22 protein-coding genes are annotated in these 23,670 nt (G+C 58.3%); 6 read left to right on the top strand and 16 right to left on the bottom strand.

Annotated elements, in window-relative coordinates:
• Positions 1-30 precede the first annotated feature (30 nt).
• Positions 31-1,017, bottom strand: a complete 987-nt coding sequence (locus HU722_RS10730) for a diaminopimelate epimerase (RefSeq protein ID WP_065874630.1) — start codon at positions 1,015-1,017, stop codon at positions 31-33.
• A gap of 349 nt (positions 1,018-1,366) precedes the next feature.
• Between HU722_RS10730 and HU722_RS10725 the strand changes: the two genes are divergently transcribed.
• Positions 1,367-2,518, top strand: coding sequence for an MFS transporter (locus HU722_RS10725; RefSeq protein WP_065880025.1), 1,152 nt, complete (start codon positions 1,367-1,369; stop codon positions 2,516-2,518).
• Between the two features lie 62 nt (positions 2,519-2,580).
• Here the strand turns inward: HU722_RS10725 and HU722_RS10720 are convergent, their stop codons facing one another.
• From HU722_RS10720 to HU722_RS10650, 15 genes are all read right to left on the bottom strand, one after another.
• Complete coding sequence (locus HU722_RS10720; protein WP_065874628.1) at positions 2,581-3,495, bottom strand: hypothetical protein; 915 nt, start codon at positions 3,493-3,495, stop codon at positions 2,581-2,583.
• A gap of 217 nt (positions 3,496-3,712) precedes the next feature.
• Positions 3,713-3,967, bottom strand: coding sequence for a hypothetical protein (locus HU722_RS10715; RefSeq protein ID WP_065880026.1), 255 nt, complete (start codon positions 3,965-3,967; stop codon positions 3,713-3,715).
• A 168-nt stretch (positions 3,968-4,135) separates the two neighbouring features.
• A complete protein-coding gene (locus HU722_RS28825) occupies positions 4,136-5,035 on the bottom strand; it encodes a hypothetical protein (protein ID WP_225930682.1) in 900 nt (299 codons plus the stop codon).
• Positions 5,036-5,296: 261 nt separating this feature from the next.
• The gene (locus HU722_RS10705; RefSeq protein WP_065880027.1) at positions 5,297-7,702 is read right to left on the bottom strand and encodes a TonB-dependent siderophore receptor; all 2,406 of its coding nucleotides are present in this window, start codon (positions 7,700-7,702) and stop codon (positions 5,297-5,299) included.
• A gap of 97 nt (positions 7,703-7,799) precedes the next feature.
• Positions 7,800-8,753, bottom strand: coding sequence for a FecR family protein (locus HU722_RS10700; protein WP_065874626.1), 954 nt, complete (start codon positions 8,751-8,753; stop codon positions 7,800-7,802).
• 25 nt (positions 8,754-8,778) lie between these two features.
• Positions 8,779-9,279 carry a sigma-70 family RNA polymerase sigma factor gene (locus HU722_RS10695; RefSeq protein WP_065874625.1) on the bottom strand — a complete coding sequence of 167 codons (501 nt, stop codon included), beginning with the start codon at positions 9,277-9,279 and terminating at the stop codon, positions 8,779-8,781.
• A gap of 84 nt (positions 9,280-9,363) precedes the next feature.
• Positions 9,364-10,008, bottom strand: coding sequence for a CGNR zinc finger domain-containing protein (locus HU722_RS10690; protein WP_186754589.1), 645 nt, complete (start codon positions 10,006-10,008; stop codon positions 9,364-9,366).
• A gap of 107 nt (positions 10,009-10,115) precedes the next feature.
• A complete protein-coding gene (cysC, locus tag HU722_RS10685; protein ID WP_065874623.1) occupies positions 10,116-10,730 on the bottom strand; it encodes an adenylyl-sulfate kinase in 615 nt (204 codons plus the stop codon).
• The gene (locus HU722_RS10680; protein ID WP_065874647.1) at positions 10,727-11,956 is read right to left on the bottom strand and encodes an MFS transporter; all 1,230 of its coding nucleotides are present in this window, start codon (positions 11,954-11,956) and stop codon (positions 10,727-10,729) included. Before HU722_RS10680 ends, cysC begins: the two co-directional genes overlap by 4 nt.
• A gap of 10 nt (positions 11,957-11,966) precedes the next feature.
• Complete coding sequence (locus HU722_RS10675; protein WP_186754588.1) at positions 11,967-12,737, bottom strand: class I SAM-dependent methyltransferase; 771 nt, start codon at positions 12,735-12,737, stop codon at positions 11,967-11,969.
• Between the two features lie 7 nt (positions 12,738-12,744).
• Positions 12,745-13,881, bottom strand: coding sequence for an SDR family oxidoreductase (locus HU722_RS10670; RefSeq protein ID WP_065874621.1), 1,137 nt, complete (start codon positions 13,879-13,881; stop codon positions 12,745-12,747).
• Positions 13,878-14,603 (bottom strand): SDR family NAD(P)-dependent oxidoreductase, encoded by a 726-nt coding sequence (locus tag HU722_RS10665; RefSeq protein WP_065874620.1) that lies wholly within the window; start codon positions 14,601-14,603, stop codon positions 13,878-13,880. The genes HU722_RS10670 and HU722_RS10665 overlap by 4 nt, the downstream gene beginning before the upstream one ends.
• Before the next feature lie 10 nt (positions 14,604-14,613).
• Positions 14,614-15,342, bottom strand: coding sequence for a sulfotransferase-like domain-containing protein (locus HU722_RS10660; RefSeq protein ID WP_065880029.1), 729 nt, complete (start codon positions 15,340-15,342; stop codon positions 14,614-14,616).
• On the bottom strand, positions 15,339-16,562 hold the full coding sequence (locus HU722_RS10655) for a transaldolase family protein (RefSeq protein ID WP_065874618.1): 1,224 nt from the start codon (positions 16,560-16,562) through the stop codon (positions 15,339-15,341). The genes HU722_RS10660 and HU722_RS10655 overlap by 4 nt, the downstream gene beginning before the upstream one ends.
• Before the next feature lie 25 nt (positions 16,563-16,587).
• Entirely contained in the window at positions 16,588-17,292 is a 705-nt protein-coding gene (locus tag HU722_RS10650; RefSeq protein WP_065874617.1) for an HAD family hydrolase, read from the bottom strand.
• A gap of 254 nt (positions 17,293-17,546) precedes the next feature.
• Here HU722_RS10650 and HU722_RS10645 point away from each other — a divergent pair, with 254 nt between their 5' ends.
• The 5 genes from HU722_RS10645 to HU722_RS10625 all read left to right on the top strand — a co-directional run bounded on the left by HU722_RS10645 (position 17,547) and on the right by HU722_RS10625 (position 23,597).
• Entirely contained in the window at positions 17,547-18,347 is an 801-nt protein-coding gene (locus HU722_RS10645) for a glucose 1-dehydrogenase (RefSeq protein WP_065874616.1), read from the top strand.
• The gene (locus HU722_RS10640; protein WP_065874615.1) at positions 18,340-20,163 is read left to right on the top strand and encodes a glycoside hydrolase family 15 protein; all 1,824 of its coding nucleotides are present in this window, start codon (positions 18,340-18,342) and stop codon (positions 20,161-20,163) included. The genes HU722_RS10645 and HU722_RS10640 overlap by 8 nt, the downstream gene beginning before the upstream one ends.
• Before the next feature lie 122 nt (positions 20,164-20,285).
• Positions 20,286-21,215: an alpha/beta fold hydrolase gene (locus HU722_RS10635; RefSeq protein WP_065880030.1), complete on the top strand. Its 930-nt coding sequence runs from the start codon at positions 20,286-20,288 to the stop codon at positions 21,213-21,215.
• A gap of 520 nt (positions 21,216-21,735) precedes the next feature.
• Positions 21,736-22,725 carry an L-tyrosine/L-tryptophan isonitrile synthase family protein gene (locus HU722_RS10630; protein ID WP_065874613.1) on the top strand — a complete coding sequence of 330 codons (990 nt, stop codon included), beginning with the start codon at positions 21,736-21,738 and terminating at the stop codon, positions 22,723-22,725.
• The gene (locus tag HU722_RS10625) at positions 22,722-23,597 is read left to right on the top strand and encodes a TauD/TfdA family dioxygenase (RefSeq protein ID WP_186754587.1); all 876 of its coding nucleotides are present in this window, start codon (positions 22,722-22,724) and stop codon (positions 23,595-23,597) included. The genes HU722_RS10630 and HU722_RS10625 overlap by 4 nt, the downstream gene beginning before the upstream one ends.
• The last annotated feature ends 73 nt before the right edge of the window (positions 23,598-23,670 follow it).

The raw sequence follows: 23,670 nt of genomic DNA, 5'->3' as shown, positions 1-23,670 counted from the left end.
CCGGATCGCAGCGTCAGCGGCTGAACAACCTCACGCCTGCGGCTGTGCAGCCCCGAAGAGACTGACACTCAGCAACGTCTCGCCCTGAGCGTGCAAACGCACCGGCGCAATGCCACCCGGCATCACCACGGCAACCTCACCGCTCTCAACCCATCCAGCACGCCATGCCGCGCAAGCCACAGCGCTGGCGCTGGTTCCGGAAGACGCAGTGGGCCCTTCCCCGCGCTCAAACACCCGTGCGATGACTCGGTTGCCGGGCTGGCGCGCCGCCCATTGCAAGTTGATACCGGCCACACAGGGTTCACCGCCACCCGCTGGGGGCGCGAAGGCAATCGCTTTCAAGGGTTCGAACAGGGCTGGCTGCCGCATCTGTGCGTTATCCGGCAATGCCGAAACGTGCTCGACCAGCGTCACACAATGAGGGTTGCCCACCCGCACAAACTGACTGGTTGCCCACTGTGGGTTGATCACCGCCAACGCGCTCACGTGGCTCAGTTCAGTTGCGCCTAGCATCGTCCGCCCAACGGCCTGCGCCCCCACCGCCATGGGCCCGAAAGCTGGAAAACCCAGCTCAAGCCAGAACCCGGCAACCTGTTCGTGGACTGCCGGCTCAACCCGTGTCGGTACCGGTGTCAACGCATCCGACTTGTCGTGATGCACCCGCAACTCACTGGCTCCAGTCATCAGGCCCTGGTCAGTGAGCGCCTGGGCGAAAATCGTCAAGCCATTGCCACTGCGCTCGGCCAAAGAGCCGTCGGTGTTAACGATCAGCAGGTCAAACGGCGGCTCGGCCTGGAACGGGCCGACCAGCAGACCGTCGCTGCGGTGGGCCTTTGCGCCGGCCGGGCGCGGTGTCGAGCCCCAATCGCATTCGCGGGCGATGGCGGATGTTGCCCAACGGTCACGAGTCTGCGCGGCCAAGGCAGCGCTTTCGGGCAGATCAATACCCTTGCTTCTTAATGAGGCCGGGCTGACCACGCCGTAGATATTGCCGCGGGCGTCATAGAACAGGGTCATGACGTTGTTTGCCTGAAGTGTTTCATCGATGAGTCCGTGCGCTTGCCTACCTATTGAGACAACAGCGTATTACAGAACCTACCGATGATGGGAGGCGGGCTGGAAGGTGGTAATCCACCGTGAGCACCCAGGGGTTCAAAAGCGCCCACAGGGATTACGCACCTTCCAGACCGCCTCCTACACACTCGATACGGCATACGTGGCTGCAAACTGCCCTTACGTTCCAGGTTTTTAAAACAAAATCCACGACCAGCAGAATCCCAGGGGAGCCCGGCTCGCGTGCCACGGCCTGATATGCAACGATGTCGCGCCGGACATCGTTCGTTGAACGCAAGACCAAGGATTATTCATGACTGCCATCCCCACCTCAGCGCCCGTGGTTCCCGGGCGGCTGGAGCAAATGTCGACCCGTATCGCTTTCTTTATCGCCGGTTTCGGCATCGCGGCCTGGGCGCCACTGGTGCCGTATGCCAAGGCGCGCGCCGGGCTGAGCGAAGGTACGCTGGGCCTGCTGTTGTTGTGCCTGGGTGTCGGCTCGATCATCGCCATGCCCGCAGCGGGTGCGCTGGCTTCGCGCTATGGCTGCCGAAAGGTGTTGAGCGCCGGGACAATCATGATTTGCCTGGCGTTGCCGATGCTGGCGACGGTCAGTTCAATTCCGTTACTGATGGCGGGCTTGTTTCTGTTTGGTGCTGGCTTGGGCACGGTGGATTCCACCGTCAACCTGCAGGCGGTGATCGTGGAGCGGGCCAGCGGCAAAACCATGATGTCTGGCTTTCACGGGCTGTTCAGCCTGGGAGGAATCGTCGGCGCGGCGGGGGTTTCGGCATTGCTGGGGCTGGGCCTGTCGCCGCTGCAGGCAACCCTCGTGGTGATCGTCATTACGCTGGCGGCGCTGCTCAAGGCCGCACCGCATCTGTTGCCTTATGGCAGTGAGAGTTCGGGCCCGGCTTTTGCCGTGCCCCACGGCGTGGTGCTGTTCATCGGTTGCCTGTGCTTTATCGTGTTTCTTGCCGAAGGTGCGGTGCTCGACTGGAGCGCAGTGTTCCTCAGTGACGAGCGCAGCCTTGACGAAGCCTATGCTGGCCTGGGTTACGCGGCATTTGCCTTGACCATGACTGCCGGGCGGTTGACCGGTGACGCAATCGTGCGCCGGCTGGGCGCGACCTGGGTCATCGTGGCCGGTGGCGCCCTCGCCGCCGCCGGCACATTCCTCGCCACATTATCCCCAGCCTGGGAAGTGGCATTGTTGGGTTATGCACTCGTAGGTGCCGGGTGCTCCAATATTGTCCCGGTGCTCTATACCGCGGTTGGCAAACAGAATGTCATGCCAGAACACATTGCCGTGCCGGCCATTACAACCCTGGGCTACGCGGGGATATTGGCCGGGCCTGCCGTGATTGGATTTATCGCCCATGGCAGCAGCCTGGCAACCGCCTTCCTGTTGATAGGCATGTTGCTGGCGGCAGTGGCGGTCAGTGGGAAAATACTGCGGGTATGACCGCACAGCGGCATGAGCAGCTTGAGTCTTTCAGCTGCTCATGCCGCTGTGCGCTTCTTTAATTACCCTCTCTCTTTCTTGTCGTTCTCCAGCCAGCGATCAATGCTGTAGTTCTTCAACCACCCATCGTCGTTACGGCTACCGAAGATGTTGTAACCGTTAGCCTTGTAACTGTCCAGAGAGTCCAATAAGCCTGGTCTCCCCACAAGATTTTTGGCCAGATATACCTCATCCTCGCTGTATTTTTTCAAAGGGAACCCGGTGCGCGGATCCCGCACAACCTCACCCTTAGCATCCGTTACGTTAGGGTCCTTGCTAATCTCAATAATTGTCTCCCTTCGAACGTAGCGATGTTTTTCTAATCCAAACAAAATATCGTTGTCTTGTGACTTGTCCCGCCAATCATTGAATTTCCCCTTGAATGCCTGGACGACCTGCGCGTTAGTTTTCCCATGGAACGGATCCGCGCTCTGCGTGTTGGGGTTGGTATTACCGATCTGTGAGTCGCTCGCCGAGGTAAGGCTTTCATGGGTGATTTCACCGCCCTTTGCAGTAATGGCATCGTTCAGCCGGGGGCGGTTGAGTATCTCTCGCGCCAACATAATCGTGCGCTCGGAGACCTTACTGCTGCTGGGTTCCTCTTTGGCAATCTCCTGCAAAGAGCTTTGGGTCAGTCGTCCCTCTTTTTTGAAGGCGTCCAGCAATGGCAGGTTGTTCTTCAGGTCAGTCGCCAACAGATGATCGTCTGAGCTGACAAAGGGGTTACCAACCTTCGTCATGCCTCCGTACAGATTCTGACCGTCAAAGTGCCGGTCGGCGCCATTCGCGAATCGGGAGTTGATTGGCTGCGCCGCTGGCAGCGGTTTACCTAATGCGCGAGCATCGACCTCAAAACGAGAGTGACCGCTTCCCGCCGACCCTGATGTCGCTGGCGCCGCCATTTGCGTAAAGCCCGGATTATTGACACTACCAATCATGATTCACCTCCACCCTATCTAGATTCCGTAGCCTGGGCCTGATTGCCTGATCCTCGAAAACGCCTCGAAATCAACATGGCACAAGCACCGACTGAGTGGCTCTCAGAAAACAATGGTTCCGCAGACGGTCGTCCAAGACGCCCGATATGCCCCGGTGAACCTTGAGCGTTTGTAACCGCCTCAGTTTTGTGGGCCATCCATGGCCTGGAACGGCCTGCTAGCGGCGGGACAACTTGCTCCAAAAGCTGGCAAACATCGAAAGTACAGGGCTGGGCGCCGGCTCTTCCATGAACACCCGAGAGCCTTTGTCAAAATCTTCGGCGGTGGGCGCCTTGAAGCTGGACTTGGGCGAGGATGTGAGGTTGAGCCCCTGTAGCCGGGATGCTGTTGGGCTTTCTGCCTCCTGCGCAAGCCCGACCAGGGCCGAGGCGTTGTACTGGGAGTGACGGGATTCAAATGATGTCGAATTCATGGTCCAGACCTAATCCGGTAGATGAAGGCCCCCACCGGTAATCAATGACCGGTGGATATTTTCTTGGTGGTGCATTTTCGTAAACGGTTTCTGCACGCCTGGGTTGTATTTACTGCATCAAACGCCTGCCAACTTCTGCCGCGTGTGCACGGCAGAAGACAGCCAGGTCTAACGAAGCAGCGCGTACAGTTCCTGTCGAGAGATCTTGCCATCGCGTTGCCAACTGACAATATTGTCCATCGCCGACCTCAGATCTGAACGGGACATGACTTCCCTCGACAGCTGGGTGAGATGGTCGGTGTAAGGGTTGCCCGTCAACGGCTGCATGGCGCGTGCGTTGAGTTCCCTGAGCTTTATCGTGCTGCTGAAGTAGCCACCTTTCAATGCGTTGAAATTATTCAGTACGTCTTGGACGATCTGCTTGTCGTCATTCAGTTTCAAGGGGTTATCTGAACGAACAAAGCTCCGGATATCGTCCTTGGACAAACGGCCATCCAATGCACCGGTGCTGCCATTTCGGTCAAGCGATTGCAGCAACCCGGGACGCCGCAGCACCTCGTTTGCCAGTCGGATGTTCGGGTCCTTATAGGGGTTGCCCGTTAACGGTTGATCGGCCATTTTCTGCAAGCTCTGGCGCGTGACCTCGCGCGAAGGCCAGCGGCCCTTGAACGCGTCATAATTATTCAAAAGCCCCTGGGCCAGTTGCTCATTGCTTTGCTTGGAGTAGTAAGGGTCTGGCAACGTGGGGGTCGGGCGCGGAGGTGGGCCGGGATTGGGACGCACGTTTTCTGGGACTGGGCGCGGCGGCGGGCCGGGATTGGGACGCACGTTTTCTGGGACTGGGCGCGGCGGCGGGCCGGGATTGGGGCGCACGTTTTCTGGGACTGGGCGCGGCGGCGGGCCACCGAATACTGGGCCGCATTGATCAGGCTGCGAGCTGAAGTTGACGCCTATCGTGACCTGGGCACTAGACGCGGTAGCAGACCGCTCGGTGCTGGGCTTTGCATCTGCGAGGGAGGCGTTATCGAGGGAAGGAGCGACGCTCTGGTTGTATGCTGATACCGACATTCTAGTTCTCCAGTTCGGTGTATTCAGGTGCCTGGCCTCACTGTTCCAGCGACCCCGGCGCTTAATGAGTCGTCAGGGAAACCAGTGGAGGCAGGCATATCCTGTGTGGCATAACTGTGGGAGCCGGTTCCTGAGGCCGCTGAAAGTTTCCAGAATCGAGGTAGGAAGAACGTCTGAAGGCGTGAGAGACAAACCACACCATCGGCATGGGTGGCCGCCCAACCTGGCCAGGATGAGCGGACATGTCGAGTCAATGCAGGCTTAGAACCCGACGCTTGCCTGTACAAAGAACGTACGTGGCTCCCCCAGGTACAGCCCGGCATTGTTGTCGCTCGAACGGGTGTAGTGCTGTTGATCAAAAACGTTTTTCACGCCGACTCCCAACTTCAAGTTAGACAACTGCTCGCCAAAGTCATAGCCACTGCGCACGTTGACCGAGACATAGCCGGGGATATCGCCAAATTGACCATCGGCGGTACCTTGGGTGATGTAGGTGCTCGTTGTACCTGGCGCACGCTGGCCTGACTGGGCGTACACATCCAGGTTGTGGGTCCACTGGTTGACGTCGTAACGCAGGCCCAACGTCGCCACTTCACGGGAATACAACGGCAGGTCACGGCCCTTGAACGGTACGTCGCCTTCGGAGGTGGCCTTGGTGTAAGTGAAACCGACGTTCGCGGTCAGGCCGTCCAGGCGTGGGTCCAGGTTTGCCAGGTCGTAGTGGGCCGAGGCTTCGATACCCGTGTGCTTGGTAGCACCGAGGTTGGTCCAGCCCACATCGTTGCTGACGTATTGCAACTCATCCGAGAAGTCGATGTAGAAAAACGTCAGCTCACCGCCCCAGACAGCGTCGTTGTAGCGCGTGCCGACCTCGTAGGTCTTGGCCTTTTCCGGGTTCAAACCGTTGGCGGTCTGGTCGCCGGTGCCGCCCTGGCCCAGCTGGAAGTATTGCAGGCTACCAAACGAAGTCTCGTAGTTGGCGAACAGTTTCCAGGCATCAGAGACGTGGTACATCACGCTCAACGCCGGCAGCGGCTCGTTGTTGTGGACTTCGCGGCGTTTTTCCAGGGTGCGCGGACCGGTCAAAGGGATGACCGGACGGTCGTGCCATTCGGTTCGAATATCCTCGAAGCGGATGCCTGGCGTGATAGTCCACTTGCCGATATCGATCTTGTTATCGACGTAAAAGGCGTTGGCCTCGGTGCCGCCGGTACGGTCCTGGTAGACATGGCCATCACTGCGACCGACCGGCGTCGGTACGTTGTTGACCAGGCCCAGGCTACTGGCCTGCTCATGCATGCCTTCCTTGAGGTAGCGATAACCCACGCTGACCTCTTGGGTGCTCGGGCCCAGATCGAACACATGGGACACTCGCGGTTCGATGCCGAAGGTGTAGTAGGTGCGCGGATAAGAACCAACGGTGCGCAAGTCGCGGTTAGCGATGTTGCTGCCGCGGAAACTGTCGGAATAGTAGGTCAGTACTTCTGCCTGGGTGCGGTCGTCGATCTGACGGATGTACTTGAAGGACACATCCTTGCGGCGGCCGCTGAAGTTGTCCCAGTCGCGTACCGACTGGTAAGGGTTGGCGTCGAATTGCCGCTGGGTCAGGCCGCCGGGCATGTCGGCACTGGCGTCGTAGTAGTGGAAGTTCAGCGAGAAGTCGTCTTGATCGGTGGGCGCCCAGTGGGTCTTGAGCATCACATCGTCGATGTCGTTGGAATTGTTGCTGGTACGGTACCCGTTACCATTGACACCGGAGTACAGCAGCGCAACGCCGATACCGTTGTCGGCAGTGCCGCCAATAAAGGCGTTCTCGACGTGCTTCCAGCCACCGTGGGCGGAGGTCTGCAGGGTAGTGCCGACTTCGCCGGAGAATTTCTCGGGAATGGCGCGGGTCACGAAGTTGATCACACCGCCGACGTTTTGTGGCCCATAACGCACGGAACCGGCGCCGCGTACCACGTCGATGCTATCGAGGTTACCCGCCGAAATCGGCGCCATCGACAGCTGTGGCTGGCCGTACGGCGCGAATGCAGCCGGTACGCCATCGATCAGCACGGTGGAGCGTGGCGACAGGCGCGACGTCAGGCCACGTACACCAACGTTGAGGGAAATATCACTGCCGCCGGTGCCGTTGGATTCCTGCACCTGCACACCGGGCACGCGCCGCAGCACGTCGCCGACGTTCATTGCGCCCTGCTCCGCCATGGCTTCGCGGCGGATCACCGTGCGTGCCCCGGGGTGGTTCTGCACCACTTCGGCGTTGGCATCACCGAGCCAGTCGCCCACCACCTTGATATCAGTGGCGCCCAGTTCCAGCGGGGAGCCGGTCTCACCACTGCCAACGCTCAGCGGGCGCAGCGTCACGGAGCCTGCATCTATCCGGTAATCCAGGCCACTGCCTTGCAGCAACTGGCGCAGGGCTTGTTCAGGGGAAAGGTTGCCGTCTACCGCTGGCGCTTGTTTGCCAGCGACCATGTCGGGGCTGAAGAACACTTGCAGGGCCGTCTGCTGGCCCAATTGGCTCAGCGCCGCGCCCAGGGGCTGGGCCTCGATATGAATGGCGTCGGCGGCATAAGCCGCAGGAAGCGCGGCACTGACCGCGAGCGCCAGGGCCAGTGGCGCCCATCGGGAGATTTTATTGTTGTTGACGGCAAGTTTTTTCACGTCGAACCCAGTCCTGTGATCGCAAGAGTGCGCGGCTGTTAATGCAAACCAGTTGCAGTTGCAGGAGAAGACGAAGAACGTGGAAAAAACCTGAATGTCAGCGTGAAATAATTTCCTGGCTGCCGTCTGGCAAGGTTCGCAGGGCCACCGGCAGGATGTGCGGCAAGGCTTTGAGCAAGGCGTCGGTATCGTTGGCCTTGAACACGCTGGTCAGCCGCAGGTCGCGCACGGCCGGCGTGCTGACCCGCAGCGGTTGCTCGCGGTAACGCGAGACCTCCCGCGCCACATCGCCCAACGTAGCGTTATTGAAGACCAGCTTGCCCGTGCGCCAGGCGGTCAGTTCCTCGGTATTCACTGAGTAAGCTGCCGCTACCATCCCCTTATTGTCGACATGGGTGCCCAGGCCCGCCGTCAGCGTCACCACGTTGTCCGGCGCACTACCTTGCACCTTCACCGTACCGGCTTCGACCATGACGCGGGTCTGATCTTCATCACGGCGCACATCGAACCGCGTGCCGGTCACTGTCACCTGCCCTGCCCCGGCGGCCACGACGAAAGGCCGGCGGGTGTCATGCTCGACACTGAACATCGCTTCGCCCCGCTTGAGCTCCACACCGCGCCGGCCTTTTTCATAGTGCACCGCGACGATGCTGCGGCTATTGAGGTCCATCACCGAGCCATCGGGCAATGCCACCTGACGATGCTCGCCCAAGCGTGTACTGAACTCCGCGCTGAAAGGCTTGGGATCACCAAGCCCGCTGAACAGGCCCAATCCCAGAGCAACACCGACCACGCTGGCCGCCACCGCGTAACGCAAAGCGGTGCGACGCTTGGGCCGCACCACCGGGGCTTCGCACAGCGCTTGCAGATGCGCTTTGGGCAGCAAATCGGTAGCGCGCCACACGCCTTGCAGCACATCGAATTCGTATTGGTGGTCGGGATGCGCATTGCGCCATGCGTCGAAGTGCTGGCGCTCGGTAGCGCTCAACTCGGCGTCTTGCAGGCGCACAAACCATTGCGCGGCTTCGTCTCGGGCACGGTTATCCGTCATGGAAGATCCTGTTTCAAACGGGCGGTCATGGCGCCATCGCGTCCAGGCGGTCGCGCAAATGCCGCAGGGTGCGGATCATATACTTTTCCACCATGTTTTTAGACAGCCCCAGGCGTTCGGCGATTTCCTGTTGAGTCAGGCCCTCGATTTTCTGCCAGATAAAAATTCGGCGGCAGTTGAGCGGCAGCTCCGCCAGGGCCCGCTCGATAGAGTCCGCCAACTGGATCGCGTGCATGAAATGCTCCGGGTCGTCACTGTGCGGCGAACGCTGATCACAGGCTTGCAGCGTGAGGGCCTCGCGACGGTCTTCGCGTCGATAGGCGTCCACGGCGATATTGCGCGCAGTTTGATGCAGGTAGGCGCGCGGTTGCGCAACCTCGGAGGCGGTTGATTCAAGGACCCGCACAAAGGTGTCATGGGCCAGGTCTTCGGCCTGCTGACGGTTTCTCAGGCGGCGCGTCCAGGTCCCGATCAACTCTTCGTAGTGTTCGAAAAAGCCTGTTCTGCGGGGCGGCTGAGGGATCATTGCGGGTGCACTGGTGAGGCGGGGCGTGAATAGTAATGCTTCCTATTAAGTGGAGCAATTGCTACCCGCCGTATGACCTCGAAACTACTGCGCGCCGCCAACCTGCTTGAGTCGGCTGAGTTTTTCGCGGCTGCCGCACACGCTCATCTGGCACCATTTGCGCTGTTTGTTCTTGGAGATGTCCAGAAACACCCAATCGCAGTCAGTCGAGGTGCAACTGCGCAACGCCTGCAAATCACCCGATACCAGCAATTGCGTGGCGTCTATCGCCAGGCGCCCCAGCACCGTGGCCGTCAGTTCCTGTGCCGTACTGCAAGGCTTCCACTCCCAGGTAGGCTTGCCGTCGACAGTACGCAGCACGCGCCGTGCAACACCGTGCTGGAACGTTTGGTTAATCTGCTGCAACGCCTCATCGGGTGCAGCGCCGCGCAACGACAACGGATAGAACACCTCGTACAGGCACTCCCTGAATGCGATAACGGCGTCCAGGTCCGGTTGGTAGGCGATCGATGACCCAAGCACCATCGGCTTGTAGTCCGCAAACTCCTGGGCCGAGATCAACGACGCATGGAATGCCCATTCAAAGAAGAACTGAAAGCTCGTGAGTCGCTCTTCCAGGACCTTGAGTCCGGTGCCGGGACGACGACCATTGGTGGTATTGATAAAGTCCAATACCCGAGCCCCACCAATCAGACGGATCGATTTTGCAGTGCCCGTAAAATGTGTCATGCCTGCTCCCGAAAAAACGCATTCTCCTTGCGATGGCGCAGATTACCTTGTTTTTTCGAATGGCAGACATTGCGATCCCGGCGCAAACCCGACGCAAAGACAGACGGCTAGGTGCGCTTGTCGTTATGCGCCACCCAATCAAGGATAGCCGCCACAGACTGCGCCACGGAAAGCGCCTGGGTGTTCAAGTGCACTTCCGGAAACACCGGCACGTCATAATTGGAGTCAATACCGGTGAAGTTCTTGATCAACCCCGCGCGGGCCTTTTTATACAGGCCTTTAGGATCACGCTGTTCGGCGGTTTCCAGCGGCGCGTCCACATGCACTTCCACGAAGTACTCATTGCCGATAATCGAGCGCGCGTAGTGCCGGCTGGCCGACGAGGGTGAAATCAGCGCGACAATCACCATCAGCCCCGCGTCGAGCATCAGCCGCGCGACCTCGGCGACCCGGCGGATATTCTCATCGCGGTCGCTGTCGGTAAAACCCAAGTCCCGGCACAGCCCACCACGTACCGAGTCGCCGTCAATAATGGCCGTGATCCGCCCCTGTTCCTGCAGGGCAATGTCCAACGCATCAGCGATGGTCGACTTGCCGGAAGCAGAGATACCGGTCATCCAGATGACGGCAGGCTTGTGGTTCATCCGCACGTGTTCGGCGCGCCGGTGGCTGAACGCAAACGCATGCAGATTCTGGTTTTGACTGTTTGGAAAATAACTCATGACTGCTCGCCCTCCTCGACCGAAACAGGCTGTTTACCCAACATGAACACCATCACGCATTGCACGAACAGCAACAGCGCAACCACCCAGTAGACCGTCGAGAACGACCCGGTCAGGTCCTTGGAAAAGCCGCCCAGGAAGTTGCCGCACACCCCACCCAAGCCGATCAGAACGTTGGCGATGCCAAAGGCCTGGGTCAACCGGTTGACCGGCACGATTTGCCCGATGTAACTGGGGACCAACCCGAAGATGGGGTAAAACGCCAGTGCAAACAGAAACGCCGCCAGGTAGAACAGCGGGAGGCTGTTGAAACTGAACACCAGGGTGGCGGCCAGCCCGGCACTGAGAAAACACATCGCCAGCGACGCCCGCACACCGACCTTGTCGGCAATCCACCCCACCAGAAAGCCCGACGCCATGCCCACGGCACCGATGGTGGTCCAGATAAACCCGGCGTCTTGTACCGACACGCCCAATTCATCACGCAGGAACGGCGCGAGGTACGTCTGGAACGGCAGCAGTGCCATGCCATTGAGAAAGGCGATGGCCCACGTCAGGTACAACGAACGGCTGAGCCAGGGTCGTTGACTGTCAAATGCAGCGGCGCGCTCCCCGGAAAATCCGGTGTCCCGGCTCGTGGCCAGGGTGCGCAACAGAAACCACGCCACCACGCACAGCACAACCGATATCAGGCCTGCGGTAAGCCAGATCGAGCGCCAGCCGCCATTCAATGTCAGGAACGACACCAGCAAGCCATTGATAAACACGCCGTAGCTGGTGCCACTGGAAATCAGCCCCATGACCCGGGAGCGATTACCCGGGCTGAAACCCTTGGTGACGATTTCCGCCAACGGGATGTACACCGAGGCGGAACAGCCACCGAGCAGGATCAAAAGAGCGCCCGACAACCAGATACTGTCACTGATACTCAGGCCCAGCAGCGCCAGGGAGGTCATCACCGTGGACACCAGGCTGATTTTCCAGCCCTCGAAAAACCGGCTGATTACGCTTGTCACCGACGAGAACAGCAGGAATCCGATCTGCGCGCCGCCGGTGATCAAGCCCACCGTGGTGTAGTCGAAGCCGATGTCGCGGCGCATGTCCACCACGAGGTTGGCGAACAGGTAGACACCAAACCCGTAGGTGCTGGCCACGAAGCCAGTGAGGACGACCGCCAATACGACGCTGTCCAAGGGGCGGGTATTGCTCTGAACCAGTGTGCTCATCATCGACCTCTCATTCAGCGCCCGCGGTGTGGATGACGAAATCGCAATTCATCATGTCGTAGACAGACTTGAAATCACCGTAGCTCTCATGGGCGCGAAACCCGGAAGCCAGCATTTCAGTGGCCAACTCGCCCGGCAACAACGGGTAAACCTTCAACGTGTAGCGTTCTTTGTTATCAAAGTTGTAGATGAACTCACACAGGTGCTCATCGACCTGCCCCAAGCTCACGGATGCGTTTGTACCGCAGTAATAATAATTGCCGCTGGCCTTGAAATTACCTGCGCGAATAGCCAGGAAATTACGCTGGTCCACAATCAACAGGCCACCCGGCTTGAGCAATGCCCTGAACTTCGCCAACACGCTCAATCGGTCGTGAGCGGCGAACACATGGCACAGCGAACTGCCCAGGCACACCACGGCGTCGAATTGGCCCAGCTCCTGCGGGTCCAGTGAGTGCCAGTCGCGGTAATTGGACTCAATGTCCAGCCCGTGTTTGCGAAAGTTCGCCCGCGCCTTGGTCAACATCGTGCTGCTGCCATCCGTGGCGACCACATCAAAGCCCGCCTGCTTGAGCTGCACCGCATGAAAACCACTGCCCGTCGATACGTCTATGACCGAGCGCACGCCGTGCTTGTGCAGCAGGTTTTCAAAGAACCCGCCCTCCCCTGCCTTGCGTTTTTCCCAGTCGATCAACTCATCCCAACGCTCGACGAAATCCGCCGAGTACTGCGTGGAATAACTGGCAACTTCGTTGTGCTTGCGCTCGGAAATCTGATTCATCACACACCTACCAGGTTGAATTCTTGAAGGACAGGTACTTGCTCGCCAACTCGAGGGCGAACTCGGCGGACTGCTCGATAGACATGGTGTTCTTGGAATACCCCAGCATCGATTGCATGACGGCCATGCACTGGGGGTTGTAGCTGACTGAGCCGTCACAATGGATTTCGTCAATGCCATCCTGGCTCTGGCAAATGGTGTTGATGCGCACCGCTTCGTCCTTTGGACAAGCCTCGGAGAACTGCACCTCGATCCGCCCCTCGTGCAGCAACACCGGGTAACCGCCCGGAAGCCCGAGGGGGCCTGGTGCGTGCACCACAACCGGCGTGGGTGAGAACAGCCCTTCGATGACGGTGACGGCGGAACATGCCGTGAGGAACTGCCCATCCACCCCGCCCAGGCGACGGAATTCGGATTTCACCGTAGAGAAAATCGCCTCGGCCGACGGACCAGCCAGCTCCGGCCGATCGCGCACCTCATACAACAACCGGTAACTGGCACGCGGGGGCAAGCCACCACGCGGCACGTAGTGGCTGAAGTAATGCTGGGCATACAGCTGCACTTGCACATCAGCGGGCGCGCATTCGAGCAAGCGGGCGATGGAAAACCGCACAGCGGGAACCAGGTTGGCCACATTGCCCACGCCGATATCCGGCGCCAGGCCAATGCGCGCCAGAATCGGATTGACCGCATCGGGGAACGCTGCATTAACGGTTTTAGTGGTGATGCCCGAGGCTTTTACCGCTCGCATCAGGCAATGCATCAGCGTCAGGTGCATGGGCAGCCAGGGACCGAACTGAGCTTGGTCAAGCTTCTCGAACGACAGCTTGGGCAACCCGGTAATAACCCGCCAGGACTGCAGCGACGCGCAGTTCACCAGCATATCCGGCGCTTCTTCACGCAGCAATTGCGCGACTGTCGCGATATCTGTCAGGTCGGCGACCACCGGCTTGATGGCAATGAATTGCCCTAATTGCGCACACGACAGCTCTACCAGGTTACACAGCCGAATCGTCGACTCTTCATTGCGGCCCAGTACTACAAAGTCGAAAGCGTTTTTGGGGCCGAGAATCTTGAGGATCTGCAGGCACAGGTTGCCGGCGCCGACCAGCAGCAGTTTTTTCCTGGGCATCGACTGGCTCATCGTGGGTAGGCTCCGTTGTCGACCGGAATGACCCTGCCGGTGATGTGGCGCATTGCATCGCCAACCAGCAGCATGATGACCTCGGCAACGCCGCTGGGCAGGATCGGGTCCTTGAGGACTTCCTGGCGTGCGTACTCGGCACGCCGGTATTCAGGGATGGTGTCGTAGATGGCGGTTTCGTGGATCAGCGCCGGGGACACCGCGTTCACCCGCACAAACGGTGCGAAATTCCAGGCGTTGGCCTTGGTCAGGCCGATCACCGCTGCCTTGGTGGCACCGTAGAGGGCATCGCAGCTGCCGACTTCACCGGCCACCGAGGCGATATTGACGATGCTGCGCGGGGCCTCGTGCTTCATTTCCCGTTCGGCGAAGTCTTTGGAGAGATAGACCAGCGCCTTGAGGTTGACGTTGAGGATCTCGTCTATTTGCTCATCGGAATAGGCGTAGACACTTTTGCCGTGATAAAGGCCGGCGTTATTGACCAGTCCATAAACAGTCGCGTGGCGCTCATACAGGGTTGGGATAAAACTTTTGATAACGGTCATATCAGAAAAGTCGGCAACCTGTGCTTCAAACACGTCCGCGCTGTAAAGGTCCTGCAACACTTTCAGCCCCCCGGCATCTTTGTCGGCGCCGATAACAAAGTAACCCTGTTGAATAGCCATCTCGACAGTCGCTCGACCAATTCCGTTGGCCGCTCCGGTGATAATCAGCTTCTTCATACAAATATCCTTATTGACAAAACTCATTCATGCGCGCGTAAAAAGTCCGATGGTATTCATACATTTTCTTTAACTTTGGGTACTGTTCGAAAGCCTCGATATCGATAGTGTGATGATCCGGCGAAACAATGCGATCGCTATTTTCCGCAGCCACATGCCAACTCCGCCAGGTTTTCCATTGTTGTGGACACTCGCGTTTCCAGGTCATTGCGTGCGGCAGAAATTCAATACCCAAGTGATCACACAGTTTGCGAATCACCCGCTCCGGCTCGGCGGCCAAATCATCTGCATTAATGACATAAGGAACGTGGCCTGTGAGTTTAGTGACCACACAGAATATGTCGTACAGCGCTTTATGCCCGATGGCCTGCAACGGCATATCGGGGTGGACTCGATGATGGGAAATAATGCTGCTGGCGGGTTCGCGAATAAGAAAGATATTATCCTGTTGCGCCAGAAAGCCGACATCAACTTTCAAATCATCCAAACAGTGGTAACACATATCTTTATGAAAAACGTTAGTTCGTTCGCGCGCCGTGACCAAGTGTTCTTTTATGCCCTGGTAAGTGGTGGGCAAACTGTGATCCCACTCATCCGAAGGGATCGCCGAGTCCTCTGAAAACGCCATATGCGCAAAGGGCTCGTGGAAGACCTCGAAATCCCCCCGCTCGATAAACACGCGCTCCAATACGGTGGAGCGCGAACGTGGGTGGGCCCACAACCCGATCATCCGGTTCATGCGATCACCCCGAATTCGGCGGCCAGCAGCGCGTTGAGCGCGCGCTTGAAGGGTTTGGTTACCGGGCAGAGCCGCACGCAGTAGTCCGCCAGGCGCCGGTGTGCGCTGTTGGCTTCATTGCAGGCGTTGATAAACGCCTCGTGGTTGCCAAAGTCGTACGGCTCGATGCTGTCGATGAAATAGGCTTCGTAGAAATACGGGATGCGGATCAGCTTGGCGAAGGTCGACGCAGGCGGCTTCTGGGGTTCCACCGCAGGCACCACCGGCTTGCCATGGCTCTCGCGCTCGATCAGAAACTCCACCACCTCCGGCGTCAGCGTGTAGCAGGTCGCCGTCTGCCCGGTCTTTTCCAAGTGCCAGCAGTGCTTGTTGCCACGCTCGTCCACGTCGATTTTTATACTGGAAAGCAAGGTTTTGACCGGCACGGTCGAGGCCGCGACCAGCGCCTGGACCTGCTCGTAGATCATCAATTCAGCCCAGCGCAGTTCCTCGGCACTCAAGACCAGACCACGCTCCGCCGCCTGCAACGTGAACTCAGGTTGGCAGGCGAAACGCCCAATCATGAAGGTGATGACGTACTTGCAGCGACGGGTGTCGATACCGTTGCGGCGTGCAGTCGCCAGGCCGCGTTCGATGGCTTGGATACCGGCCTGGAACTGCGCCACCGTGAAGCAGAAGGTGATATTCACCGACGCGCCCAGGGCGACCAGCTGTTCTACAGTCGCCATCCCTTCGAGGCTGCCCGGCACCTTGACCATCACGTTAGGTGCGAGGCGATGCAGTTCCAGGCCCCTGGCGGTCATGCGCTCGGTGCAGCGCACATCCACCGGGTCGACCTGGGCGGAAATCCAGCCCTCGACCTGCGCCGATTGAACCCACAGCGGCTTGAGCGTCGCGGCGCCTTCGAGGATGACTTCGTTGTACAACTGCTTGCGCAGCTCACTGGGAGACAGGCTCGCGAGGTTGAAACGCGATGACCAATACTCGCGCTTTTCGAGGATAACGGCCGTCACCAACCGCGGGTTGGTGGTCACACTGCACAAGCCTCTGGGCTGGGCGATATCATCCGGCATCAACGCATCTATATAAGTCGTCGCCGCCGGGTACTTTTCCAACAAGTGCTGTTTATAAGGCAGGTACACGGCAGGCGATGAATCCCACCACACTTCTGAATAATGATTGTTGCGTTTAAGCCGTTCTACGTAACCACGTATATTCACGACGCCTCCTCCCTGAGTAATAAGATCAATTAAAAACGGCCAGCATTTCACGTATATCGGCAATCGGCCGTGCGCCGGCAGCCACTAACTGCGGATGCCGATGCGGAGGGCCAAAGCCCAAGACACGTAGATGGGCGGCAACAGCAGCCTGAATACCGGTCACACTGTCTTCAACAACCAATGCATCACTCACATCAATACCGTAAGCATCACACGCCGTCAGAAACACTAAGGGATCAGGCTTCCAACTGCCCAACTCATAACAACTGAATATTCGCCCTTCGAAATAAGAGAGCAGCCCGGTAAGGCGCAGACAGTGTTCTATCTTGTCACGTGGCGCACTGGACGCTACGCAAAAAGGAACGGTCAGCGCTTGCAGTACTTCAATCATTCCATCAGTGGCTTTTAAACGTTTTGTCAGTGCGTCCAATGCCTGCTTTCGAAAGCGCTGTTCAAACTCACTGTCCAGGCGAACATTTAAAAGCTGTTCCGCCTCGCGTAAACACTCAACAACCTTGCGCCCACGGAAGTGTTCGATAAAACGTGTGGCATCTAACATCGCGTCGTCCGGTACTAACGCATTTAGCAGGGCGATCAACACAGACAGGGTTATTTCTTCGCTTTGGACAAGCACACCGTCGCAATCGAAGATAACTAACTTAGGCACGCCAACTAAGGCAGCGGCTGTTTCCTGAACGGGCTGTTCCCCTATATCGGCCGAGAGGCACATAGATATCTCTTATTGCTGGCCCCGCGATGACTTCCGAACTACCAACGGAGCGGGTTGAGGTGTGCCTATAAGACACGGGGCGAAAAAGCCTGTCAAACGCTTTTGAGCGGTTTTTTAGTATCTTATGGTTATTTTTTATAGTTCTGTTATTCCATTTTTCACCATGGTTGTAGTCGCTAATTTCACACGGGTGAACTTCCCTTGCGCGCTATCAGTCAGCTACTTGAACTCACGGATTTAAGGCTGGGTGAGCAATGCATATTTCGTTGGAACAACAAGTGGCACTGGTGACAGGCGCCAGTTCCGGCATCGGTGCCGGCGCGGCCAAGGCTCTGGCACAGGCCGGAGCGGCCGTGGTGCTGAATTACAATGCCCAGGCGGCGCCCGCCGAAGCCCTTGCCGAACAGATCAATGCCAGCGGCGGCCGGGCGATTGCGATCGGCGCCGACGTGTCTAAAGAAGCGGACGTGGAGCGGCTGTTTGCCCAGGCGCTGGATGCCTTTGGCCGCCTGGACATCCTGGTGGCCAATTCCGGCATGCAAAAGGACGCCAACCTGGTCGACATGAGCCTCGACGACTGGAACGCAGTGATCGGCGTCAACCTCACCGGCCAGTTTCTGTGTGCGCGGGCGGCTGTGCGGATCTTCAATCGCCAGGGCGTGCGCGAGGGTGTGTCGCGGGCGGCAGGCAAAATCATCCACATGAGCTCGGTGCACCAGTTGATCCCCTGGGCCGGGCATGTGAATTACGCGGCGTCCAAAGGTGGCGTGGAAATGCTGATGCGCACTCTCGCCCAGGAAGTCAGCGAACAGCGCATCCGCATCAACGGCATTGCGCCCGGCGCGATTCGTACGGCGATCAACCGTGCGGCCACTGAAGGTGCCGCAGAGAAGGAGTTGCTGAAGCTGATTCCCTATGGCCGCGTCGGCGATGTAGAAGATGTAGCCAACGCCGTGGTGTGGCTGGCCAGTGATGCTTCCGACTACGTCGTGGGCAGCACGCTCTTTATCGATGGCGGCATGAGCCTTTATCCGGAGTTTCGTGGCAATGGTTGATTTGAACGAACAACAAAGCGCCATCGATGCCCACGGCATCATCGGCGATATGCGCAGTGCGGCCTTGGTAAACGATAAAGGCAGCATCGACTTCTTCTGCTGGCCGGAATTCGACAGCCCGTCGATCTTCTGCTCGCTGCTGGACAGCCCCGACGCCGGCATTTTCCAACTCGCCCCGGACCTGCCCAACGCGCGGCGCGAACAAATTTACCTGCCCGACACCAACGTGCTGCAGACCCGCTGGCTCAGCGACGAAGCCGTGGTGGAGATCACTGATCTGTTGGTCATCAGCGAAGAAATCGAAGACCTGCCGCTGCTGATCCGCCGAGTGCGCGTGGTCAGTGGCAAGGCCACCCTTCATCTGCGTTGCGCGGTGCGCCACGACTACGCACGCACGCCTACCCACGCCAGCCTCGACAACGGCAAGGTGTGTTTCAGCGCCGACGGCCAACCTGGCCTGCGCCTGGCCAGCAGCCAGCCGTTGCAGATCAAGGACGGCGCCGCCGTGGCCAGTTTTACCCTGGACCAGGAAGAAGGTGCCGAGTTCGTCTTGGGCGGCCAGGAGGATGAACGCGTCGACGGCGGCTGCACCGACCTGGCGCTGTCCCACACCTTGAAGTTCTGGCGCGGCTGGATCGCGCAGTCGAACTACCGTGGCCGCTGGCGCGAAATGGTCAACCGCTCGGCCCTGGCGCTCAAGCTTTTGACCTCGCGCAAACACGGCGCAATCATCGCCGCTGCCACCTTCAGCCTGCCGGAAACGCCCGGTGGCGAACGTAACTGGGACTACCGCTACACCTGGATCCGCGACGCCTCGTTCACCGTCTACGCCTTTATGCGCCTGGGGTTTGTCGAAGAAGCCAACGCTTATATGCGCTGGCTCAAAGGCCGGGTCAGTGACTGCTGCGGCCAGCCGACCAAAATCAATATTCTCTACGGCATCGATGGTCGCCAGGAGCTGCCGGAAGCCGAGCTGGACCACTTCAGCGGCCACGGCGGCGCCAAGCCGGTGCGCATTGGCAACGAGGCGTTCGACCAGATCCAGCTCGACATCTACGGCGAACTGATGGACGCGGTGTACCTGGTCAACAAGTACGGCGAAGCCATCTCTCATGAGGGCTGGAAACATACGGTAGAAGTCGCCGATCAGGTCTGCGAGATCTGGAACACCAAAGACGTAGGCATCTGGGAAATGCGCGGCGAGCAGCATCACTTCCTGCACTCGCGACTGATGTGCTGGGTCGCGCTGGACCGCGCCATCCGCCTGGCGTCCAAGCGTTCGCTGCCGGCGCCTTTTGCACGTTGGGACCAGACCCGCCAAGCGATCTATGCCGACATCTGGAGCAACTTCTGGAACGAAGAACGCGGACATTTTGTGCAGCATATCGGCAGCACTGCGCTCGACGGCTCGATGCTACTGATGCCGTTGGTGCGCTTCGTCGCGGCGACCGATCCACGCTGGCTCTCAACGCTGGAAGCCATCCAGAAAAGCCTGGTGCGCGACGGCATGGTCTACCGCTATCGCAACGACGACAGCCAGATCGACGGCCTGCAAGGCACTGAAGGCGCATTTGCGGCCTGCTCGTTCTGGTACGTCGAATGCCTGGCCCGCGCCGGGCAAGTGGAAAAGGCCCACCTGGAATTCGAACAACTGCTGCGTTACGCCAACCCTCTGGGGCTGTACGCAGAAGAGTTCGACAGCCAGGCCCGCCACTTGGGCAATACGCCGCAAGCCTTGAGCCACTTGGCGTTGATCAGCGCTGCGACCTTCCTGGACCGTAAGCTCAGCGGGGAAAAAACCACCTGGCAACCCTGAGGTCGCCGAACGGCGCTGACCTCGGGCTACACACGTCAGCCTATTGCCTTAAATTCCACCCCTCCCGTTCACGGCTTTCGGCTAGAGTTCCAGCACCTCTGGCCAGCCGATGAACGCTCACCATGACCACCACTGCCCCGCTGCTTTACGTCCGTACGTCCATGCTCGATGTGGCGTATGAAGCCCACGGCCCCGCTGATGGAAAACCTGTGATCCTGCTGCACGGCTTCCCCTACGACCCTCGCGCCTATGACGCGATAGCGCCCGTACTGGCCGGGCATGGCTTGCGGGTGCTGGTGCCGTACCTGCGCGGTTACGGCCCGACGCGTTTTATCAACGAACACGTCATGCGCTCCGGACAGCAGGCGGCGTTGGCCAAGGACCTGCTGGACTTCATGGATGCGCTGGGCATCCCACAGGCGACCCTCGCCGGCTACGATTGGGGTGGACGTGCCGCGTGTATCGTCGCGGCGCTGTGGCCCGATCGCGTCAGTGGATTGGTGACCGGTGACGGCTACAACATCCAGGACATCGCCGAGTCGCTGGCGCCACGGGCACCCGAGACGGAACACCGCTTGTGGTACCAGTACTACTTTCATACCCAGCGCGGTGTCGACGGCTTGACCGCCAACCGTCGCGAACTCTGCGAACTGCTGTGGTCACTGTGGTCGCCGTCCTGGACCGAAGGACCGGGGCTGTATGAGCAGACGGCGCCGTCGTTTGATAACCCGGATTTTGTCGAGGTGGTGATCCATTCCTATCGCCACCGTTTTATGTATGCGCCTGGTGACCCCGCACTCGAAGCCATCGAGCAAGCCCTGGTATTGCAGCCGCCGATTTCGGTGCCAAGCATTTCGCTGTGCGGTGCCGATGATGGGGTGGGCCCGCCACCCGAAGAGGATGATGACGTGGCGCATTTCAGCGGGTTTTACCGGCGCCAGGTGCTGCCCGGCGTGGGCCACAATATCCCCCAGGAAGCGCCGCAGACTACCCTTGACGCGCTATTGGAATTACTCGCATTTGACAAGGGACGCAGGATTTTTTCGCAGTAGATCAGTGCTACATGCCTACCCTCTTCGGCGACACTTTGCTGTAAGTCATTGCGCTACGCGTTCGAACCAATTTCGACGCACAGATAAAGAAAAACCTACCTACCAATGAAGAAACGCCAAAAAAAATAACAAATCATTATGTCGACACAAACAGAAAAATATACACAACCCTTTGAAACTTTAAACATGCGTACATATAAATACTTTAGAAACCACCTCAGCGCGCGACTCATTCACCATCAAAAATCCTCAACGCCATACAGCACAGACACTTCAGCCACCCCTGCGTAAAAAGAATGCTGCCCCCAGTACTTTCTCAACCTTGAAAAAACATAAACAAAAGCCAACCCAAAAAAAAGCAAAAGTAACAAAACGTTAGTACAGGCTTGCTCGAGGCATCGCTAACATTTTAACTATTTTTTACGCCAGCGCCGTGCACGGCAGCTGGCAATACCATCCAAAACAGAAAAAACCGCGCCTTAAAAACAATGACCAAACAACTACAAAAAAGGTACATCCGATGCATAACATGCCAAGTGATACGTCCTCTATTATTCTGAACGAAATTCTGCGTATTCGTCGGCGAGATGAGCGGGCCTCCTTGCCCATCGCGCTGGACGAGGAAGCCGATCAAATCCACTCCATTCAGATTCCACGGATCCAACGATTCGTGGAAGCGGGTAGACCGATCGAATTGGTCTTGCCTGCCTTTCCCGCCAAATCGCCTAATCCGGATAAAGTGATCGGCCGACTTCCTGATCTGGCGGAAAGAATTTCCTTACAGTCTCTGGATAAGTTATGCACCGATATAAAATCCCACTACGCGCCAGGCGCGCGGCTGACCATCTGCTCAGATGGGCGTGTATTCAGCGATGTGATAGGTGTCGATGACGAAGATGTGAGTCGGTATCAATCTGCAATCGGCCATATAATTGCGCAAAAACACGCCCATCATTTACGGCTCTATAATCTCGAAGATTGCACTCGACTCAATGCGTTAACAGATGACTTTGACCAGTTGCGTAGGCTATTGATCGAGGGCTATGCAGAACCACTGACGACAGTTAAAAAAACGTTAATGAAAACGCCAGAGGGCGTTGAGTTGTATCGGGCAATCACCCGCTTCATGTTTGAAGACAACCTGATACCCGGCTATTCAGGATCACGAAGTGCCCTACAGAAGAAAGCCAAGCTGCTGTCCGTCGAGGTCATTCAACGCAGTTGGGCGTGGGGCGAACTCTTGGCACAGGAGTTCCCCAACGCCATCAGATTATCCATCCATCCGCAGCCAGTTAGCAGCTTGAAGATAGGCATTCATATGATGCCGGCCCAGGACAGCTGGATTACGCCTTGGCATGGCGTAGCGGTAGGTATGGGAGATGACTTCAAGCTAATGAACCGCAAGGACGCACAACGCTGTGGAGCCCACCTGATCATGCAAGATGACCTGCGCAGCCACTATGCGATTGACTCATCCCAAACGACCTCCTTGCTGGCGGCTGCAGTATGACGGACCCGAACCTGTCACACTTGATCACCACGGCGCGTCTGCCTGCCACACTCACTCCACCTGAATTCGGCGTGATGATCACACCACGGCATCCCGACGTCCATCTCGGGGAGCTATCGACTGCCTGGCTCCGCATATTGGTACATAACCACCAGCTCGTCATTCTTCGCGGTTTTGACAGTTTTGATACAGCAGAAAGCCTCACGCGATATTGCTCTACGTTCGGCGAAATCATGATGTGGCCTTTTGGCGCTGTACTGGAGCTGCAGGAGCAACTGGCACCGGACGACCATATTTTCTCCAACAGCTACGTACCACTGCATTGGGACGGCATGTATCTGGAGAGCGTACCCGAATTCCAGATATTTCATTGCGTGAGAGCCGACGATTGTCCCCACGGTGGGCGCACCACGTTCGCCTGCACGCCCGTTGCATTGCGCATCGCAACGCCCGAAACACGCAACTTATGGAGCCGGGCCCAAGGCACGTACCGACGAACGGTGGAGCTCTACAGCAACTGCGCCAGCGCACCTATCATCAATCGACATCCGCGGAGGGAATTCCCTGTACTGCGATATTGCGAACAACCGGTTGCGGGGGACACTGACTTCATAAATCCATCGCAATACACTTTCAGCGGGATCGACGACAGCGAGCACGCCGCATTACTCGATAGCCTTGGCGCCGCATTGCATGACCCGCGTGCCTACTACGCCCATCAGTGGCAAACCGGCGATGTCGTGCTCACCGACAACTTCAGCCTGCTCCACGGCCGAGAGAGCTTCACCAGCAAAAATGGTCGACATCTGCGCCGGGTTCATATCCACAGCGATCCGCCATTGCTCAACCCTCATATCCCATCTCAGGCCTGACGCCTGGTCCTGACGCCTGGTCCTAACCCAAGGGGAGGTGTCAGGGACACCCATTATTTCTCTTTTTCAGCGG

It is taken from the genome of Pseudomonas tritici (genome assembly GCF_014268275.3).
GTDB classification, from domain to species: Bacteria; Pseudomonadota; Gammaproteobacteria; order Pseudomonadales; family Pseudomonadaceae; genus Aquipseudomonas; species Aquipseudomonas tritici.
This window is presented reverse-complemented; position numbering and strand designations above follow the sequence as displayed.

Excerpts from the sequence above, each read along its gene's own strand:
- HU722_RS10680 (WP_065874647.1), bottom strand. The coding sequence starts at position 11,956 with ATGAGCACACTGGTTCAGAGCAATACCCGCCCCTTGGACAGCGTCGTA.
- HU722_RS10650 (WP_065874617.1), bottom strand. The coding sequence starts at position 17,292 with ATGTGCCTCTCGGCCGATATAGGGGAACAGCCCGTTCAGGAAACAGCC.
- HU722_RS10700 (WP_065874626.1), bottom strand. The coding sequence starts at position 8,753 with ATGACGGATAACCGTGCCCGAGACGAAGCCGCGCAATGGTTTGTGCGC.
- HU722_RS10715 (WP_065880026.1), bottom strand. The coding sequence starts at position 3,967 with ATGAATTCGACATCATTTGAATCCCGTCACTCCCAGTACAACGCCTCG.
- HU722_RS10645 (WP_065874616.1), top strand. The coding sequence starts at position 17,547 with ATGCATATTTCGTTGGAACAACAAGTGGCACTGGTGACAGGCGCCAGT.
- HU722_RS10730 (WP_065874630.1), bottom strand. The coding sequence starts at position 1,017 with ATGACCCTGTTCTATGACGCCCGCGGCAATATCTACGGCGTGGTCAGC.
- HU722_RS10695 (WP_065874625.1), bottom strand. The coding sequence starts at position 9,279 with ATGATCCCTCAGCCGCCCCGCAGAACAGGCTTTTTCGAACACTACGAA.
- HU722_RS10670 (WP_065874621.1), bottom strand. The coding sequence starts at position 13,881 with ATGAGCCAGTCGATGCCCAGGAAAAAACTGCTGCTGGTCGGCGCCGGC.
- cysC (WP_065874623.1), bottom strand. The coding sequence starts at position 10,730 with ATGAGTTATTTTCCAAACAGTCAAAACCAGAATCTGCATGCGTTTGCG.
- HU722_RS10640 (WP_065874615.1), top strand. The coding sequence starts at position 18,340 with ATGGTTGATTTGAACGAACAACAAAGCGCCATCGATGCCCACGGCATC.
- HU722_RS28825 (WP_225930682.1), bottom strand. The coding sequence starts at position 5,035 with ATGTCGGTATCAGCATACAACCAGAGCGTCGCTCCTTCCCTCGATAAC.
- HU722_RS10690 (WP_186754589.1), bottom strand. The coding sequence starts at position 10,008 with ATGACACATTTTACGGGCACTGCAAAATCGATCCGTCTGATTGGTGGG.
- HU722_RS10725 (WP_065880025.1), top strand. The coding sequence starts at position 1,367 with ATGACTGCCATCCCCACCTCAGCGCCCGTGGTTCCCGGGCGGCTGGAG.
- HU722_RS10665 (WP_065874620.1), bottom strand. The coding sequence starts at position 14,603 with ATGAAGAAGCTGATTATCACCGGAGCGGCCAACGGAATTGGTCGAGCG.
- HU722_RS10720 (WP_065874628.1), bottom strand. The coding sequence starts at position 3,495 with ATGATTGGTAGTGTCAATAATCCGGGCTTTACGCAAATGGCGGCGCCA.
- HU722_RS10630 (WP_065874613.1), top strand. The coding sequence starts at position 21,736 with ATGCATAACATGCCAAGTGATACGTCCTCTATTATTCTGAACGAAATT.
- HU722_RS10635 (WP_065880030.1), top strand. The coding sequence starts at position 20,286 with ATGACCACCACTGCCCCGCTGCTTTACGTCCGTACGTCCATGCTCGAT.
- HU722_RS10675 (WP_186754588.1), bottom strand. The coding sequence starts at position 12,737 with ATGAATCAGATTTCCGAGCGCAAGCACAACGAAGTTGCCAGTTATTCC.
- HU722_RS10660 (WP_065880029.1), bottom strand. The coding sequence starts at position 15,342 with ATGAACCGGATGATCGGGTTGTGGGCCCACCCACGTTCGCGCTCCACC.
- HU722_RS10625 (WP_186754587.1), top strand. The coding sequence starts at position 22,722 with ATGACGGACCCGAACCTGTCACACTTGATCACCACGGCGCGTCTGCCT.